At 46.6% G+C, this 17,229-nt stretch carries 14 protein-coding genes; 2 read left to right on the forward strand and 12 right to left on the reverse strand.

Features of this window, described 5'->3' with window-relative positions; translation table 11 throughout:
- Positions 1 to 16: 16 nt before the first annotated feature.
- Positions 17 to 1,213 (reverse strand): class I SAM-dependent rRNA methyltransferase, encoded by a 1,197-nt coding sequence (locus tag C8D85_RS16770; RefSeq protein WP_133564943.1) that lies wholly within the window; start codon positions 1,211 to 1,213, stop codon positions 17 to 19.
- Between the two features lie 115 nt (positions 1,214 to 1,328).
- Here C8D85_RS16770 and C8D85_RS16775 point away from each other — a divergent pair, with 115 nt between their 5' ends.
- On the forward strand, positions 1,329 to 2,195 hold the full coding sequence (locus tag C8D85_RS16775; RefSeq protein ID WP_133564945.1) for an HDOD domain-containing protein: 867 nt from the start codon (positions 1,329 to 1,331) through the stop codon (positions 2,193 to 2,195).
- A gap of 62 nt (positions 2,196 to 2,257) precedes the next feature.
- Here the strand turns inward: C8D85_RS16775 and C8D85_RS16780 are convergent, their stop codons facing one another.
- The 8 genes from C8D85_RS16780 to recJ form a co-directional block, all read right to left on the reverse strand.
- A complete protein-coding gene (locus C8D85_RS16780; protein WP_133564947.1) occupies positions 2,258 to 3,337 on the reverse strand; it encodes an ABC transporter ATP-binding protein in 1,080 nt (359 codons plus the stop codon).
- Positions 3,338 to 3,354: 17 nt separating this feature from the next.
- Positions 3,355 to 5,016, reverse strand: a complete 1,662-nt coding sequence (locus C8D85_RS16785; protein WP_133564949.1) for an ABC transporter permease — start codon at positions 5,014 to 5,016, stop codon at positions 3,355 to 3,357.
- A gap of 27 nt (positions 5,017 to 5,043) precedes the next feature.
- Entirely contained in the window at positions 5,044 to 6,114 is a 1,071-nt protein-coding gene (locus tag C8D85_RS16790; protein WP_133564951.1) for a Fe(3+) ABC transporter substrate-binding protein, read from the reverse strand.
- A gap of 142 nt (positions 6,115 to 6,256) precedes the next feature.
- Positions 6,257 to 7,456 carry a UbiH/UbiF/VisC/COQ6 family ubiquinone biosynthesis hydroxylase gene (locus C8D85_RS16795; protein WP_133564952.1) on the reverse strand — a complete coding sequence of 400 codons (1,200 nt, stop codon included), beginning with the start codon at positions 7,454 to 7,456 and terminating at the stop codon, positions 6,257 to 6,259.
- Positions 7,457 to 7,480: 24 nt separating this feature from the next.
- On the reverse strand, positions 7,481 to 8,788 hold the full coding sequence (locus tag C8D85_RS16800; protein ID WP_133564954.1) for an aminopeptidase P N-terminal domain-containing protein: 1,308 nt from the start codon (positions 8,786 to 8,788) through the stop codon (positions 7,481 to 7,483).
- A gap of 30 nt (positions 8,789 to 8,818) precedes the next feature.
- Positions 8,819 to 9,409 carry a UPF0149 family protein gene (locus tag C8D85_RS16805; RefSeq protein WP_133564956.1) on the reverse strand — a complete coding sequence of 197 codons (591 nt, stop codon included), beginning with the start codon at positions 9,407 to 9,409 and terminating at the stop codon, positions 8,819 to 8,821.
- Between the two features lie 99 nt (positions 9,410 to 9,508).
- The gene (gene folD, locus C8D85_RS16810; protein WP_133564958.1) at positions 9,509 to 10,351 is read right to left on the reverse strand and encodes a bifunctional methylenetetrahydrofolate dehydrogenase/methenyltetrahydrofolate cyclohydrolase FolD; all 843 of its coding nucleotides are present in this window, start codon (positions 10,349 to 10,351) and stop codon (positions 9,509 to 9,511) included.
- 112 nt (positions 10,352 to 10,463) lie between these two features.
- Entirely contained in the window at positions 10,464 to 12,194 is a 1,731-nt protein-coding gene (gene recJ, locus C8D85_RS16815) for a single-stranded-DNA-specific exonuclease RecJ (RefSeq protein WP_133564960.1), read from the reverse strand.
- Between the two features lie 336 nt (positions 12,195 to 12,530).
- On the opposite strand from recJ, the gene C8D85_RS16820 reads away from it, so the two are divergent.
- Entirely contained in the window at positions 12,531 to 13,763 is a 1,233-nt protein-coding gene (locus tag C8D85_RS16820; protein WP_133564962.1) for a sugar MFS transporter, read from the forward strand.
- An 80-nt stretch (positions 13,764 to 13,843) separates the two neighbouring features.
- Here the strand turns inward: C8D85_RS16820 and C8D85_RS16825 are convergent, their stop codons facing one another.
- The 3 genes from C8D85_RS16825 to thrC all read right to left on the reverse strand — a co-directional run bounded on the left by C8D85_RS16825 (position 13,844) and on the right by thrC (position 17,217).
- Positions 13,844 to 14,947: a GGDEF domain-containing protein gene (locus C8D85_RS16825; protein WP_133564964.1), complete on the reverse strand. Its 1,104-nt coding sequence runs from the start codon at positions 14,945 to 14,947 to the stop codon at positions 13,844 to 13,846.
- A 75-nt stretch (positions 14,948 to 15,022) separates the two neighbouring features.
- A complete protein-coding gene (locus tag C8D85_RS16830; RefSeq protein WP_133564966.1) occupies positions 15,023 to 15,733 on the reverse strand; it encodes a 16S rRNA (uracil(1498)-N(3))-methyltransferase in 711 nt (236 codons plus the stop codon).
- A gap of 98 nt (positions 15,734 to 15,831) precedes the next feature.
- The gene (gene thrC / locus C8D85_RS16835; RefSeq protein WP_133564968.1) at positions 15,832 to 17,217 is read right to left on the reverse strand and encodes a threonine synthase; all 1,386 of its coding nucleotides are present in this window, start codon (positions 17,215 to 17,217) and stop codon (positions 15,832 to 15,834) included.
- Positions 17,218 to 17,229: the final 12 nt, after the last annotated feature.

Consider the following 17,229-nt stretch of genomic DNA (forward strand, 5'->3'; position numbering starts at 1 on the left):
TTCATTCTAAGCGTCTTTATAGACCCATATTGTTGTGCACTCGGTAGAACAGTGCTTTTAGGTACTCAGTCTCAGGAATCGCTGGGTGAACTGGGTGATCCGGCGCTTGCGTACCGCGGTAAACCAGCTGTGAAAAACGCTCTAGCTGACGACTATTACTTCGCACAATATCATGTAAACGGCCCGTCTCAAGGTGCATCGAGCAAGAACCTGATACCAAGATACCGCCTTTTGCAACAAGACGCATGGCTAGCTGGTTAGCACGGTGGTACGCACCTTCCCCTGCTTTAATGTCTTTACGACGAGCAATAAACGCAGGCGGGTCCATGACAACGACATCAAAGCGCTGCTTCTCTTCAATCAGAGCGTTCATCGCTTCAAATGCATCGCCCTGCATCAGATTGGACTCACCTTCATATTGGTTCAACGCCAGGTTTGCATCGACATGGTCAAGTGCGGCTTCAGAGGCATCAATGAAAGTGACCTCCGTCGCACCGGCCGCTGCAGCTTGCACGCCCCAACCGCCTACATAAGAAAATACGTCGAGTACTTTCTTACCAGAACAGAAAGTCTGCATGGTCTTGCGGTTTTCACGGTGATCGTAGAACCAACCGGTTTTCTGACCATCCCAAACAGGTGCTTGGAACAATACATCGTTTTCTTTTAGGTAAACCACTTCCGGCACATGCCCGAAGACTTCTTCAACATAAGTATCTAAGCCTTCTACGTTACGCATCTTGCCATCATTTTTCATCAGGATCGCACTTGGCTTAACAACTTCTTGTAGCGCTTCGATCACTTCATTCTTAACGCGCTCGATGCCCGCAGTAGAAATCTGCACAACTAGGATGTCGGCAAAGCGGTCTACTACTAATCCAGATAGTCCGTCAGAATCACCAAACACTAAACGATAGTATGGCTCAGGGTAAACACTGTCACGCAATGACAATGCGATCTTTAAGCGGTGAACAATAGTGGATTTATTTAAAACTGTGTCAGTACTTCGGCTAATTAAGCGACCACAGATCAGCGTATTAGGATTGATCATGGCTACGCCTAATGGCTTTCCATGAGCCGTTTCGACAATTACTTGATCTCCCGCATTGAATTGCTTCAAAGGCGTCGCATCTGTATTCACTTCATTGCTATAAATCCACTGATGGCCGGCACGAAGTCTTCTATCTGCTTGCCCTTTTAACCGAATTACACTCAAAGTACTCACCAAAGTTTCGTAAAAAACGCTATTATAAATGTTCGGTCTTTGATTTCTACGTTCGCAATGTAATTCAGCCAACTTTCAACCGCCAATAATTCGTACAGAGGTTTTGATGTCTACTGGCCTAAACGACGAACAACTCAAACGAGTTCTACAAGGGATATCCATCCCACCACAGCCTCAGGTCATGGTAGATCTTCATATGGAACAAGCGATGCCAGAGCCAGATATGAGCCGCATCGCGCAAATCATATCCCAAGACGTTGGTTTATCTGCTGCCGTCTTAAAGTTTGTAAACTCTGCTTATTACGGCTTGCCGAGAAAAATATCTTCCATTCAACAAGCCGTGATGATGCTGGGGATTAACTCCATTTCCAATATCGTGAATGGTTTAGCCGTGAAAAGTGAGCTCTCTGACGGTGCCATTGAAGAGCTACACAACTTCTGGGACAACGCCATGGATGTTGCCTCCGTGTGTTCTAGCATTGCCAATCAAATAGGCTTTAAGTACCAAGATGAATGCTATGCATTGGGCTTATTCCACAATGCCGGTGTGCCGCTCATGATGAGTCGATTTGATGACTATAAAAACGTTTTGGAACAGGGCTATCAGACTTTCAATTTCGAACTGACAGATCTCGAGAACAAAGCCTTTCGCACCAACCACTCGGTGGTGGGGTATTATCTAGCAAAATCTTGGGCACTACCCAAAGCCTGTTGTTATGTCATTGCACACCACCACAGAGCACAAAAGCTGTTTAACGAACGCATCGCTGGCGATAGTAAATACCTAACCTTTATGTCCATACTCAAGATGGCTGAGCATATTAGCGCGACCTACAAATTTCTAGGCAAAGCACCAGAGGATTACGAATGGCAACTGATTGGCCATCATGCTCTAGAGCATCTAGAACTGACCGAATACGACTTTGAAGGCATTATTGATACTTGCCGTGAGCAAGGCATTGGCAATATGTGATGCCCACCCAATAAAACAAAGAAGAGCGCCATGGCGCTCTTCTTTGTTTTAAGTATCTTGCACTAAGCCTTGGCTTCAATTGGAAACATTACTAGGTGATCCAAGTTTACCGTTAGGCCGATTTCTTGACCGATGGAATGGTTGTGATGGGATGAGGCAAAACAGTAAGTCACTTTTCCAGAAGGCAGTTTTACGCGATATAAGAAATAAGAACCGCGGAACCACTTGCTTACAATTAAGCCTTTGAACTCGCTATCATCGTCGTGAAGAATGTCATCAGGCCGAACAAGCAAATCTACTTTTTCACCCGACTGGAAGCCATGGTCCATATCACCGTGAATTTCACCAAGGTCAGAGTGCACACAATTCGCACCACAAACCACTGCTGGCAAGAAGTCCCCTTGGCCAATGAACATAGCGACAAAACGCGAAACGGGTTCATGATAGATCTCGTAAGGCGTCCCCACCTGTAGAATCTTGCCCGCCTCCATAATCGCCACACGATCTGCCATCGCAAAGGCTTCTGCCTGATCATGGGTGACCAGAATCGCGCTGACTTTTTCATGCAGCAAAATCGCTCGAATATCCGGTACTAGCTCTTCCCTTAATTTTGCATCTAAGCCAGAAAAAGGCTCATCCATTAGTAATAACTTAGGCTTAGGCGCGATAGCACGAGCCAGCGCAACCCGTTGCTGTTGCCCACCTGAAAGTGAATCTGGGTAGCGGTCCTTATAACCAGCCAAGCCAACTAGCTCAAGCAAATAGTCAATGCGAGCATTGGCTTCTTGTTTGCTCCAATGCTTTAAGCCAAAAGCAATGTTCTCGCCGATGGATAAATGAGGAAACAGAGCAATATCTTGAAACACCATGCCGATGCTTCGTTTCTCTGGACTCACGGTTGTTTCAGACGATGAAATCACTTCATTGTCCAACGATATATCGCCAGCCATAAGAGGCTCAAATCCAGCGATCGCCCTAAGTAACGTTGACTTGCCACAGCCACTTGGACCCAACAGGCAACCAATCTCGCCTTCTACGATTCTGAAGTTGGCGTCTTGAACCACAGGTGTTCCTTGATAGCCCACCGCAATATGGTTCAACTTCAGTTCTTTTAACATTTTATTCGGTGGCATGGCGGTCATGTGAATCCCCAATAAACTTAGTGAGCACTGGATGAAATAGAACGACTGAGCAGAATCACGGGGATTAACCCCACTGCAACAATCATTAATGATGCCGGCGCCGCATCGACTAATCTTTCATCAGACGCTAATTCAAATGCCCGTACGGCCAAGGTATTAAAGTTAAACGGGCGCAAAATCAGTGTTGCAGGTAGTTCTTTTAGCACATCAACAAACACTATCAATAGTGCTGTGAGTACCGAGCTTTTCAGCAGTGGAACATGTATACGACGCAGTACTTCTGCAGGTGAGCATCCCAATGAACGCCCCGCCATGTCCATGCTTGGTTTAACCTTACCTAAACCACTTTGTACCGAACCGAGCGATACAGCCATAAAACGGACGGTGTAGGCTAATAATAAAGCAATGATCGTCCCAGAAAAGAACAAGCCAATTTTTTGATCGAAGGTGTATTTCACCCAATCAATAATACGATGATCAATCCACGCTAGGGGCACAATAACGCCAATGGCAATGATGGTGCCCGGCAAAGCATATCCCATTCCCGATGTCACAATGGCGGTTTGTACCCCCTTAGTGGGGTGCAAACGTCCTGCATACGCAAGTACCAATGCCAACGACACGGTAATTAAAGCCGCTAAGGCAGCCAGATAAAAAGAGTTCCAGGATAATTGAATGAAATCCCAACCAACGGTTTCTGCTTCAAATACAGCCCAGTACAACAGCACACCAGCGGGTATAACAAATCCAGCAATCACAGGGATAGCACACGCCAACCAGGCTGCTAGACCATAACGTCCACGCAACTCAACCTTACGCTGACTTGCTTTCCTCAACCCAGAGGCATGATAAGAGATTTTTCTTCGAGAATAGCGCTCTGTAAAAATCAGAACAGCGACAAATAGCAGCAAAATACCAGCTAACTGCGACGCAGCGGCGAGATCACCAAATCCATAGAAGGTACGCATAATGCCCGTGGTGAAAGTGGTCACACCAAAGTACTGCACCGTACCGTAATCCGCTAATGTCTCCATCATCGCTAGTGTCACCCCAGCTACAATCGCTGGACGAGCCATCGGCAGTGCTAAGCGAATAAAGGCTTGAGGCGCTGAATAGCCCAATGTGCGACAGACTTCTAAGGTGTTAGCAGACTGCTCTAGAAAAGCAGCTCGACTCATTAAATACACGTAAGGGTACAACACTAACGACAACATAGTGATAGCACCACCTAAGGAGCGCATTTCAAAGAACCAATACTCTCCGTAGCCAAGCCCTGTGGTGTCGCGAATAAACGTTTGCACCGGTCCTGCAAAGTCAAATAAGCCCGTATAGGTATAGGCAATAATGTAGGCTGGCATAGCCAGTGGCAGCAGTAATGCCCAAGAGAACAAACTTCGACCACGAAACTCACAAACACTGGTCAACCACGCTGCCGGAACCCCCATCACTAATGTGCCAAAGGTCACGCCCAGCATCAGCAAAAATGAGTTAGAGACATAGTCAAACAGCAGCGTATTGTAGAGATGCTGCCAAACATCACTACCACCTAAAAAGATATTGATAGCGATGATCAAAACAGGCACCGCCAACACGAGTGCAATGAGAATGGCAGAGACTTTTAACAGAGACACCCTACTTCGCTGGCGCGAGGTAGGGTGGGTATGGGTCAGAGTCGACATGGACAGATGTACCCTTTTATTTTGTAATTATTTCCAGCCAGCAGCGTCCATCATTTCAACGGCTTGGCGGTTATTATCACCCAATACACTTAATGACATGGAATCCGCTTTGAACTCACCAAATGGTTGCAAGCTTTTTGGTGGTGCAACGCCTTCTACCACTGGGTACTCGTTATTAACATCAGCGTACCAGACTTGGCTTTCATGATTGGTTAAGTATTCAACTAAAAGCTTAGCATTATCAATGTTAGTCGCAGAAGCGGTTAAACCAATACCACTGACATTGACGTGAGCACCACGCTCACCTTCCGCTTGGTTTGGCCAAAACAAAGCCACTTTGTTGTAGACTTCACGGTCTTTGGCATTTTCACTTTGTCCTAGACGGCCAAAGTAGTATGTGTTCGCAAGTGTAATATCACAGACACCGGCTGCAACCGCTTTAAGCAAATCAGTATCACCACCAAATGGTGGGCGAGCTAAGTTGCTAACAAAGCCGTTTAGCCAAGCTTGTGTCGCCTCAGCGCCGTCCGCCTCGATCATTGAAGCGACCAAAGACTGGTTATAGATGTTTGAGGAAGAACGAGTACAAATACGACCTTTCCATTTGGCGTCTGCTAGCGCTTCATAAGTAGAAAGCTCTGCAGCATCCACTTTTTTCGGGTTGTAAAAAATGACACGCGCACGCTGAGACAAACCATACCAGTAGCCGTCGCGATCATGAAGATGATCTGGAACGACGTCGTTTAATACGTCAGTTTCAAAAGACTGCAGTACACCCGCATCTTTCGCTCGGTATAAACGACCTGCATCTACCGTGATGAATACATCGGCAGGGCTTGCGTCACCCTCTACTTGAAGACGTCGCAGCAATGCATCCGCATCACCCGTAACTAAGTTTACCGTTACATCGTGTGCTTTTGAGAAGGCATCAAGAGCAGGAGCGATCAACGCTTCTTTACGCGCAGAGTAAACATTCACTTCGCCTGCAGCATAGGACACAGAGGAAGCGATCGTTGCGCCAGCCAAAGCCATGAGAGTAACACTTTTTTTGAGCAATGAGCGCGTTGACGCGCGCGAGAAATCCGCTAATGCATTCATCGTGACAACCTTAAAAAACCAAGCTTAATCTTAAAGCTAATAACAGCTTACCTTAGAAAGACACTATAAATGAAAACTGTTTTTGTTTACATAGTTTCAGTTGAGTTGAATAGAAGCTTTTCCATTCACAAAGTGCCTTTGATTATTGGTTCAAGCCCGCAGCATGGGCAACAAGCTTTTGCTTAATCGAAGGAGATTTATGGCACAACTTTAAGCCGAGATTACGTAATTGCACCACTGCTGGCTGTTGTGTGGTGAAGACCCGCTTAAACGCCTCCATGGAAGCAGACATGGCGATGTTATCCAGCATACGTGCTCTTTGGTAACGACGCAGGATTTTTAGACTGCCTAACATGTCGCCACGCTGATGAGCTTTCACTAAGATTGGCACCAATGCACTGACATCCGCAAAACCAAGGTTTGCACCCTGCCCCGCTAACGGGTGAATCGTATGGGCCGCATCACCAATCAGGACAAAACCTGGCTGGACATAATGTTTCGCATGGCGTTGACGCAAAGGAATGGCCATACGTGGTACGGTTAGTGATAACGCGGTAAAACGTCGATTAATAGCGTAAGTAAGACGACGACAAAAAGCGTCTTCTTCAAGGGCCATCAGTTGCTCAGCATCGGCAGGAGAAACGGACCAGACAATGGAAACATAATGCTTGTCAGCCACACTCGGCATCGGCAAAAATGCCAAAATCCCTTCCTCACCAAATGCTTGCCAAGCAGTGTCCTCATGGGCGGCATCGATCTCTACGGTAGTGACGATTGCATGATGACCATAATCCCATTCAACGGTATCCACATTGTTTTGCTGACGCAGATTTGAGTTCGCTCCGTCAGCTGCAATGAGTACCGCTCCTCGAAGCGATCGATCAGAAGCCAACACCACTTCAACGCCACTTTCTTGTTCCTGATGTGAAGCGACAGCATCGTCAAAGTACAGATCAATGCCGCGGGTATCATGAACACTCTTCATGAGGGCATCACACAGGGCTGCGTTTTCCACAAGCTGGCCTAATGAGGCGGCCTGTTGATAACGTACGTCGAAATCCACATAACCATCCCCAAGACCATCCCAAACCGCCATGCGCTGATAGGGAGCCAAACGCTCTTTAGCAATGCGCTGCCAAGCCCCTGCTTGTTCTAAAAGCGTTTGTGATAAGGCTGAAATCGCGCTAACACGAGCATCATAAGCAGGTGGTGTGGACAAGGGGTAGCGACCAGAGTGCTTGTCGATTAACGCAACCGTTAACCCTTTCTGAGCCGTCAAGACAGCGGTCAATGCGCCGACCATACCGGCACCCACAATGATTACATCGTATTCTCTGGCCATTCAGATCCAATCCCCAAATATAAGTTACTTCGCAGCCATCAAGGCTTCAATCTCATGAATTTCTTTCGGCAGTCCGTGGGTCAATACGAATGGGCCGTTTTCTTGGATGAGGATGTCATCCTCAATACGAATACCGATGCCGCGCCATTTAGCATCCACATTTTCATTATCTGGATTCACATACAAGCCAGGTTCTAACGTCACCACCATGCCAGCCTCAAGAGGTCGCGCTTCACCATTTAGCTTATAGCGACCACAGTCATGAACATCTAGCCCCAACCAATGGCCAGTATTGTGCATGTAAAAGTCGCGATACGCCTTGCTCTCAATCAGTTCATCGACAGAGCCATTTAGCAGTCCAAGCGCCACAAGCCCTTCAGTCAATACTTGCACCGCCGCATTGTGGAACGCGTCATAAGGCGCTCCGACCACCATTTGCTCAAGACCTGCGTAGTAAGCATCCAATACCACTTGATAAAGTTGCGCCTGCGGTTCACTGAATTTACCGTTGGCTGGGAACGTTCGCGTAATATCCGACGCATAGCAACCTAATTCACCGCCCGCATCAATCAAGATCAAATCACCGTCTTCGATCTTTTCGTCATTTTTGATGTAATGCAAAACGCAGGCATTTTTGCCCGATGCAACGATGTTGTTGTAGGCCGGCACTCGCGCACCTTGTTTCATGAACACATAATTCAGCTCTGCTTCCAGTTGATATTCCATCATCCCTGGTCGGACTGATTTCATCGCTTGGGTATGAGCTTCAACACTGATTTGCGCAGCACGCTCCATGATTTCGATCTCGCCAAGATCTTTGATCAAGCGCATTTCGTGCACGGCATCACTCATATCAATGAGACCTTTTGGTGCTACAGACCCCTGACGCGCTCGGGCCGCCAGTTGGTCGCGCCAATTCAATGCTTGATCACGTAATTGCTCGTCGTCGATCAATAGTGCAATGTGATCGGCGCCATCTAACAATTCCAAAGCAAGATCATCCAGCTCATCCAGTTCAGCTGCTTGGTCCAGCCCGAACGTCTGCATCGCTCCTGTAATACCATGACGAAAGCCGTCCCACTGCTCGCGCTCTGGATCTTTGGGTAGCACTGCCATGTGACTCTCACCAGAAGGCAAAATAAACAGCACAGCATTTGGCTCTTGATAGCCGGTTAAGTAAAAGAAGCTAGAATGTGGTCGAAACTCATAATCGCAATCGTTATTGCGTGTCACCAGTTCACCTGAGCGGATGACCGCTACGGTATTGTCAGAGCCTAGTTGACTCATTAAACGCTGTCTGCGTTCACGATAAATGGCTTTCGATAAATTCATTGCTTACTCCTTTTACGTCACACTAAAGGATTAGTGGAACAATGGTGCTTGACCAGCATCGTTATCATTGGAAACGGAATGGTGCTCAGAATACAACATCATGGCAGAGAGACGCACGTACTCAACCAATTCGGTTAAGTCTGTCTCATTGTCATTATTCTCTTCCAAGTCTTGCATGTCTGCTTGCATGGCAGAAATATTGGCAAAGTCCTGTAACACCTGTTTCGCGTCATCAGATAGATTTGGCTTGTGACCGGACAAACCATAGCCAGCTAGAAATCCATGAGCCCATTGCGACAAGGTAGTGCCACGTTCGCTTAGTGGCGCATCATCATCGCTCATGCAAGGCACCAACGCATATTCGCCATTTTGATACAGGGCGATGGTCGATTGGTACAACTCAACAATGGCTGCACGACTCGCCTCTTCTTTCCAACCATCAATATCGCAGAACTCTGCAACCATCGTCAGCCAATCTTCTAATGGCAAACCCACGCCTGACGCAAGGTAACCACAAAGTTGACCATGTAGCTCTGCAGGGGACGCTGAAATCGACTCGGTTACGAATACATCGGCAATAAGATCGAAATCCAATGCATCTAAAAGCATGTCTGTGGACATAGTAAAACCTTATTTTTCGAATAAATAATAAAGCCGTACCCTAGGGTACGGCTCTGAATGGATCTACCTAATATAAGTCATACTTACTTAGGTACAAGTCTAGCCTATTTGTTTCAGGCCAGACTCAAGTGTTTGCAGGATCAGGGTATTAATCGTCATTGGACCCACACCACCTGGCACCGGTGTGATCGCAGCAGCACGATCATAAAGAGGCGCAAGCTCAATGTCACCAACACCACCTGGGTGGTAGCCAGCATCAACAACAACCGCGCCATCTTTAATCCACTCTGCTTTGATAAGCTCTGGCTTACCGACAGCACCAACAATTACATCGGCTTGTTTTACGAACTCAGGTAGGTTTTGAGTGCGAGAGTGACAGATCGTGACGGTCGCGTTGGCATTTAGCATCATCATTGCCATTGGTTTACCCAAAATAGGGCTACGACCAACAACCACTACATGCTTACCAGCAAGGTCGATGTTGTACGCCTCAAGCAAACGCATGATACCTGCTGGTGTCGCAGCGCCATAAGCTGGCTCTTGCATCGCCATGCGACCAAAACCTAAACAAGTCACGCCATCTACGTCTTTGTGTGCAGCAATGGCATCAAAACATGCACGCTCATCAATCTGAGCAGGTACTGGATGTTGCAACAGAATACCGTGAACATCTGAATTTGCGTTCAACTCTTCGATCTTCGCTAGCAACTCTTCTGTGGTAGTTGTCTCAGGAAGCTCAATCGCAAGTGAGTCCATTCCTACGCGGCGGCAAGCATTGCCTTTCATTTTAACGTATGTCGCTGAAGCTGGATCCGCGCCTACTAGGATCGTCGCTAGAATTGGGGTACCGCCGGTACGCTCTTTTAGTTCAGCAACTTGCTTTGCCAAACGCTCTTCGGTTTCTTTCGCGCATTGTTTGCCGTCAAGAACCAGTGCAGCCATGAATGAACTCCTGCAAAATAAAAAGTCTGTGGTTTAAATGGGGGACGCAGATTATATCCTATAATCCTCGTCCTGCCGCCCCTATCGACGTAAATACCTCAGGAAATATTCGTCATTCGTCGCCCATTGGTAAGATATGATCCACCATTAATTGTAAATTGCGCTGCCCTCTGAACTCATTGATGTCTAATTTGTAAACCAAACGCGCCCGTTGCGCCTGATTAGGCCAGACTGACAAATCACAAAAGAAATGAATGCCATCAATTAACATGCCGCTGTTAGGCTCACGTAATGTCAGTTTTAGATGCTTCTCACCTACAATTCTTTGCTGTAATACCTCAAACGTGCCATCAAAACACGGCTCAGGAAAAGCTTGCCCCCATGGCCCCGCCACCCGAAGTTGCTCTGCAAACTCTAAGCTAAAATCTTCTGGGGCAAGCTCACCATCGGTATAGACGGTAGCCTCAAGCTGTTCTGGCGTTACCCACTCTTCGATAATCTGATCAAACGCCTTAGTGAAGGTTTCATAATGCTCTGCTTTGATCGACATGCCCGCCGCCATCGCATGACCGCCAAATTTCGACAGCAATGCAGGGTGTCGCTTGGCCAATAAATCTAAGGCATCACGAATATGCACACCAGGTATCGATCTAGCTGAACCTTTTAAGGTATCGTCATCCGCTTTAGCAAAGGCAATCACTGGGCGGTGACACTTTTCTTTCATGCGTGAAGCAAGAATACCAATGACCCCTTGATGCCAGTCTTCTTGGTAAAAACACATGCCATAGGGTAAATCCGATACTTCCTCAATAGAGGCCAAAGATTGTTCAGCTTGCTGTTTCATGTCTGATTCAATGGCTTTGCGCTCTCGATTCAGTTGATCTAATTGCTCTGCGTAAGAGCGTGCTAAAAACGCTTGCTCACTCAGTAGGCACTCAATACCAATCGACATATCATCTAATCGCCCTGCCGCATTCAAGCGTGGCCCTACGACAAAGCCTAAATCGGTTGCTTTTACTCGGCTTGCCTCTCGTCCCCCTAGCTCTAATAAGGCAAGAATCCCTGGGCGTGCTTTACCAGCTTGAATGCGCGCCAATCCTTGTTGAACCAGAATACGATTGTTCGCATCCAGTGGCACCACATCAGCCACCGTTCCAAGGGCTACGATATCAAGGTATTCAGACATATTTGGACGGGGAATATGCGCTCTTTCGAACCAGCCACGCTGTGTGAGCTGAGCCCTAAGAGCAGACATAACATAGAAAATCACACCAACGCCTGCCAACGATTTACTCGGGAATTGGCAGTCAGGATGATTGGGGTTCACAATGGCATCTGCATTGGGCAGTACATCCCCTGGTAAGTGATGGTCTGTCACAATTACTTGCATACCAGCTGCTTTTGCCGCGGCCACACCATCGATACTGGCAATACCATTGTCGACCGTGACCAACACATCCGCTTCTTGTTCTTGCACGAGTGTGACGATTTCAGGCGTTAAGCCATAGCCATATTCAAACCGGTTTGGCACGATGTACTGTGGCTCCACTGCCCCCATTGCAGTCAGTGCAAGAATACCAAGGGTCGTTGAAGTGGCGCCATCTGCATCAAAGTCACCAACAATGACTATGCGTTTTTCATGCTCAATCGCATCCGCCAAGATAGTCGCGGCATTATTGATATCAAAAAACTGCTTAGGATGAGCCAAACTCGCCAGTTTATATTCCAGTTCCTCAGGCCCTAACACACCTCTGGCTTGATAAATACGGGACAATGTTTTCGGAAAATGACTAGGGAAGCGGTTCTCCAATGAGCCATCAAGTGAACGAGTTAGGATGCGCATGCAGTCTTCTTATTTATAAAAGAAAATTAAATAGATGGGATTTTTAGAGGTTAACATAAATGTCTTAGCAGGACTAAAGCACATAACTCGAATAATGATGACGTCACTCGCGTTCTTCATTCAGCCACAGACTTAACCATTGTTTAGGTTTTAAATTAGAGAAAATAAGGCACTGTAACGCACCGCAAGGATCCGTTACATAAGCTCGATAAGTTTGCACGATTAGTGGAATTAGCGTCACTATCGTGCATTTTTACCTCTCAAGCAAAACAAGCTCAGTTATTATCCACGCCCACCTAACTATCCCATTTCTTAAATATTAAAAAGGTTGGTTTTATGAGCGGTCAAACCTCATCCCTGGGCCAAAACACCTCAGGACAGCGTTTTGCACTGGTTGCACTGACATCGTTATTTTTCATGTGGGGCTTTATCACCTCACTAAATGACATTCTCATCCCACATTTGAAATCTGTCTTTTCATTGAATTACACACAAGCAATGTTGATTCAGTTTTGTTTCTTTGGAGCATACTTTCTAGTCTCTGTTCCTGCGGGTAATCTCGTTAAAAAAGTGGGCTTTCAACGTGGTCTAGGGATAGGACTCATGATTGCTGCGGCCGGCTGCTTACTCTTCATTGGTGCCGCCAAGGTTCAAGTGTATTGGGTATTCCTAACTGCCCTTTTCGTTCTTGCATCGGGCATTACGATTCTTCAAGTTGCAGCGAACCCATTGGTTACGATTATGGGACCAGAAGAAACCGCATCTAGCCGTCTAACAATGACACAAGCTTTCAACTCTCTTGGTACAACCGTTGCTCCCATCATCGGTAGTATTTTGATTTTCTCTGCGACAGCAGAATTTGCAACGAAAGCACAAGAAGCAGAAAGCGTTATCGTGCCTTACTTCGGCCTAGCGATTGCTCTGATCGCATTAGCGCTGATTTTTACACGCATTTCACTGCCGACTCCAAACTTGGAAGAAGAAACTCAAGTTGGAACTGAACAAAGCAGCTTGATGGAGTTCCGCCACCTAGTATTAGGTGCTGTAGCCATCTTTATGTACGTAGGTGCTGAAGTATCCATTGGTAGCTTCTTAGTTAACTACTTCGGTCTTGAAAACATTGCAGGCATGCCAGAATCTGAAGCAGCACATTACATCGCTTACTACTGGGGTGGTGCTATGGTTGGCCGTTTTGCTGGTGCGATCCTGATGCAAAAAATCGCTGCAGGTAAGCTATTGGCATTCAACAGTGTTGCATCTGCCGCTCTAATTGCCCTATCGATTGCGAGCGAAGGCTCTGTCGCTATGTACTCAATTCTGCTGGTTGGTCTATGTAACTCAATTATGTTCCCAACTATCTTTAGCTTGGCACTTAAAGGCTTAGGCGTAAATACTAGCCGTGGTTCAGGTTTACTATGTCTTGCTATCGTCGGTGGTGCCATTGTACCAGTTATGCAAGGCGGCCTAGCGGATAGTATTGGTCTACAGGTGTCATTTGTCTTACCACTTGTATGTTACTTATACATTGCTTACTACGGTCTAATTGGCTCTAAAGTACGCACACAGTAAGTATCAAGTCAGTTAGCTATAAAAAAGCGCCTTTAGAAATACACTCTAAAGGCGCTTTTTCGTTTTAAACAGCAATAACATTACGTCGCCTTGCTCGCTAACACAACGCAATTCCGCCCATGACTTTTCGCCTCATACAAGGCTTTATCTGCTCTGCCTACCGCGGTTAACAAGGTCTCTGTTAACTTTAACTCAGATACCCCAATACTCACTGTGGTACAAACGCTCTCTCCTTCTTGAGTCGTGAGCGACACATTCGACACCGTATTTCTCAGAGCATCAGCAAATCGTTTGTTGTCACCTTGATGTTCTATCAGAAGCAGAAACTCCTCTCCTCCCCAACGAGATAACAAACACTTCTGACCAATTAAAAAACCAGCCATGCTTTTCGATACAAGCTTGAGGTATTCATCGCCATGTTCATGACCAAAACGATCATTGATCGATTTAAAATGGTCGATGTCCAACACCATGACGGTTGGAGCCAACCATTCTTTTGCCACCATCTGTTGCTCTAGCCCGCGGCGATTTAACAACCCTGTCAGTGGATCAGTCGTAGCGGCCAGTTCTAATTTGCTAGAGAGCGCCTCTAAGGACTGGTTAAAGCGCGAAGAGATGTACTCATAAATGGTGGATAAGAACGATATCAATATAAAGGAATAGACAATGCGCGATTTTAGATCTGGGTGGTACCCGTAACGATCAAAAGGCGAAGGGATAAAAAAGAGAATAAAAACCAAAGCCAGAATAAACAAAAAGACTTCTAGCAAGCCTCTTTTTAGGCCATGAAGAAACAGCGAAACAGGAGGAATACAGTAAATCCATACGTGCCCTGTACCATTGACTCCACCACTATAAATCAAGTACAACATCAGTGCGTACAAGGGATATAAAATGACATTCGCGGAAAACAAATAGTTCTTCGTCTTTCGCAAGTAGAGATGGTTCAGGCTATAAATCGAGGCAATACTCAGCAGTCCTAAACCGATAAGAAGGTTGCCTTTAAGCAGGGAGATCAACCCTAGAGGCCCAGTAAACAGAACGCCCACCAAGCAGAATAGATTGATAATAAAGGCCCGACGCGACGTATTGCTAAAGGAGTCGTTCACAGCCCCAGCATTGAGCGTCTTGGAAAACCATAGCTTCCATCTAATAGTCCATGATGTTGGCGCTTTATCTGACATGCTCTACAAATATCACTTCCAAGGATATAGACATGACAATAGCCTAAAACTTGCACCATGGGCTAGTAAAGTTTCCTATTTCGCTGGATATAAGCGCGACAACAATACTGGAACAGCTGTCTCTACTTTTAGAATCCGGTCGCCAAGGTGTACCGATTGCATGCCAGCATCAGACCACTTTTGCATTTCAAACTCATTCCAGCCACCCTCTGGCCCAATCGCCAAAACACAAGGTTGCACTAGATCGACGGGACAAGGTTCTGCTTGATAGGGGTGTGCGACCAGCCCCATGCGCTTCACCAACAAATCGGGTAAAACGTCTTCAACAAAAGGACGAAACCGTGTGTGCTGATGCACTGCAGGCAACACCGTATCTCTAGCCTGCTCTAGACCTTCGACAAGGTAATCATAAATAGAGTTTTCTTTTAAAACAGGGCTTTGCCAGTAGCTTTTCTCTACTTTTGCTGAGTGTAACAAGTGGATTTTTTTAACGCCCATGGCAGTAATATTCATCAAGGTTCGCTTGAGCATATTAGGGCGAGGCAGAGCCAATACGAGCTCCATTGGCAAGGTTTTTGGCGGCTCACTCTCCAGTGTTTCTATCGTCACTCGCCATTCAGACTTGTCCAGCACTGCATCGCCAATCAGACCATTTAACACCCCAACTCGAAGCTTGTCGCCATGGTCTTTTTTCAACACTTTGGCAATGTGCTCAATTTGACGATCACTTAACTTGTATTGTTGATCCGAGAGCGCCTGTTCAGGAGCAAGCAAAATAAGGTTCATGATTTAAAACTCTGTAAGTAAGAGAGGCAGTAATGGAAAAGCTAGTAAAAGAGGAAGAGATCGAGCAAGCAGAAGCGCTCTGCTTGCTCGAAAGAGGCTTAAATGCGCTCTGCAACGAAGCCTTGTACGGCAGCAAGGTCGTTATCGATCACTTCGTACGCTTCTTCACGTTCGAATAGATCTTTCATGTGCTCAGGAAGACTTGGAGACTGACAACCTGCCTTTTCCACTGCTTCAGGGAACTTCACAGGGTGTGCTGTCGCCAAGGTGATCATTGGTACAGACTTGTCTTTCCAGCACTGACGCGCCGCTTCTAGGCCAATCGCAGTGTGTGGATCAAGTAGGTATTGAGTCGACTTGAAGACTTCAGCAATCACTTCACAAGTGCGAGCATCGTCTACTTTGTAACTGTCGAAGTTCTCTTTTACGTACTTCCAAGCTTCGTCATTCAGCGTCACATCACCTGCGTTAAAGCGCGCCATGAGATCGGCTAATTCAGCGCTGTCACGACCATGGGCATCAAACAATAGACGCTCAAAGTTACTTGAAACCATGATGTCCATACTTGGAGAAAGCGTTACGTTTAGGGCCTGACGGCTCATATCGTTCGTCGCAATGGTACGGTGTAGAATATCGTTCTGGTTTGTCGCTACCACAAGCTGATCAATTGGCAAGCCCATTTGCTTCGCCAAGTAACCTGCAAAGATGTCACCAAAGTTACCTGTTGGTACAGAGAACGATACTTTACGATGTGGACCACCCACAGCCAGCGCTGAAGAGAAGTAGTAAACGATCTGAGCCATGATACGCGCCCAGTTGATTGAGTTTACTGCGCCCAGTTTCGCACCTTTTAGGAATGATTGATCAGCGAAGCTTGATTTCACCATGCCCTGACAGTCGTCGAAGTTACCTTTTACAGCAATGTTGAAAACGTTGTCATCAATCACGGTTGTCATCTGACGACGCTGTACTTCAGATACACGCTGGTAAGGGTGCAGGATGAAGATATCTAGGTGCTCGGAGTGACGGCAACCTTCGATGGCAGCGGAGCCTGTGTCACCAGACGTCGCGCCTAGGATCACCAGCTTCTCACCACGTTGACCTAGTACGTAGTCCATCAAACGACCAAGCAATTGCAGAGCGAAGTCCTTGAAAGCTAACGTTGGGCCACGGAATAATTCCAATACCCATTCGTTGTTATCAGTTTGCACCATTGGCGCAACCGCTGAGTGATTGAAGCCAGCATAAGCTTCATCAATCATGCGTTTGAATTCTTCAGCAGGAATCTCGCCTTCTACAAATGGCCACATTACTTTGAACGCGAGCTCTTGGTAGCTCAAAGATGCCCATGAAGCGATCTCTTCAGTCGAGTACTTTGGTAGCTGCTCTGGAACATATAGACCGCCATCGCTCGCCAAACCTGCTAGCAAAACATCGCCAAAGCTTAATGCTGGAGCTTGGCCACGAGTTGAAATGTATTTCATCAATTTATCCTC

It is taken from the genome of Marinomonas communis (assembly GCF_004363305.1).
GTDB lineage: Bacteria > Pseudomonadota > Gammaproteobacteria > Pseudomonadales > Marinomonadaceae > Marinomonas > Marinomonas communis.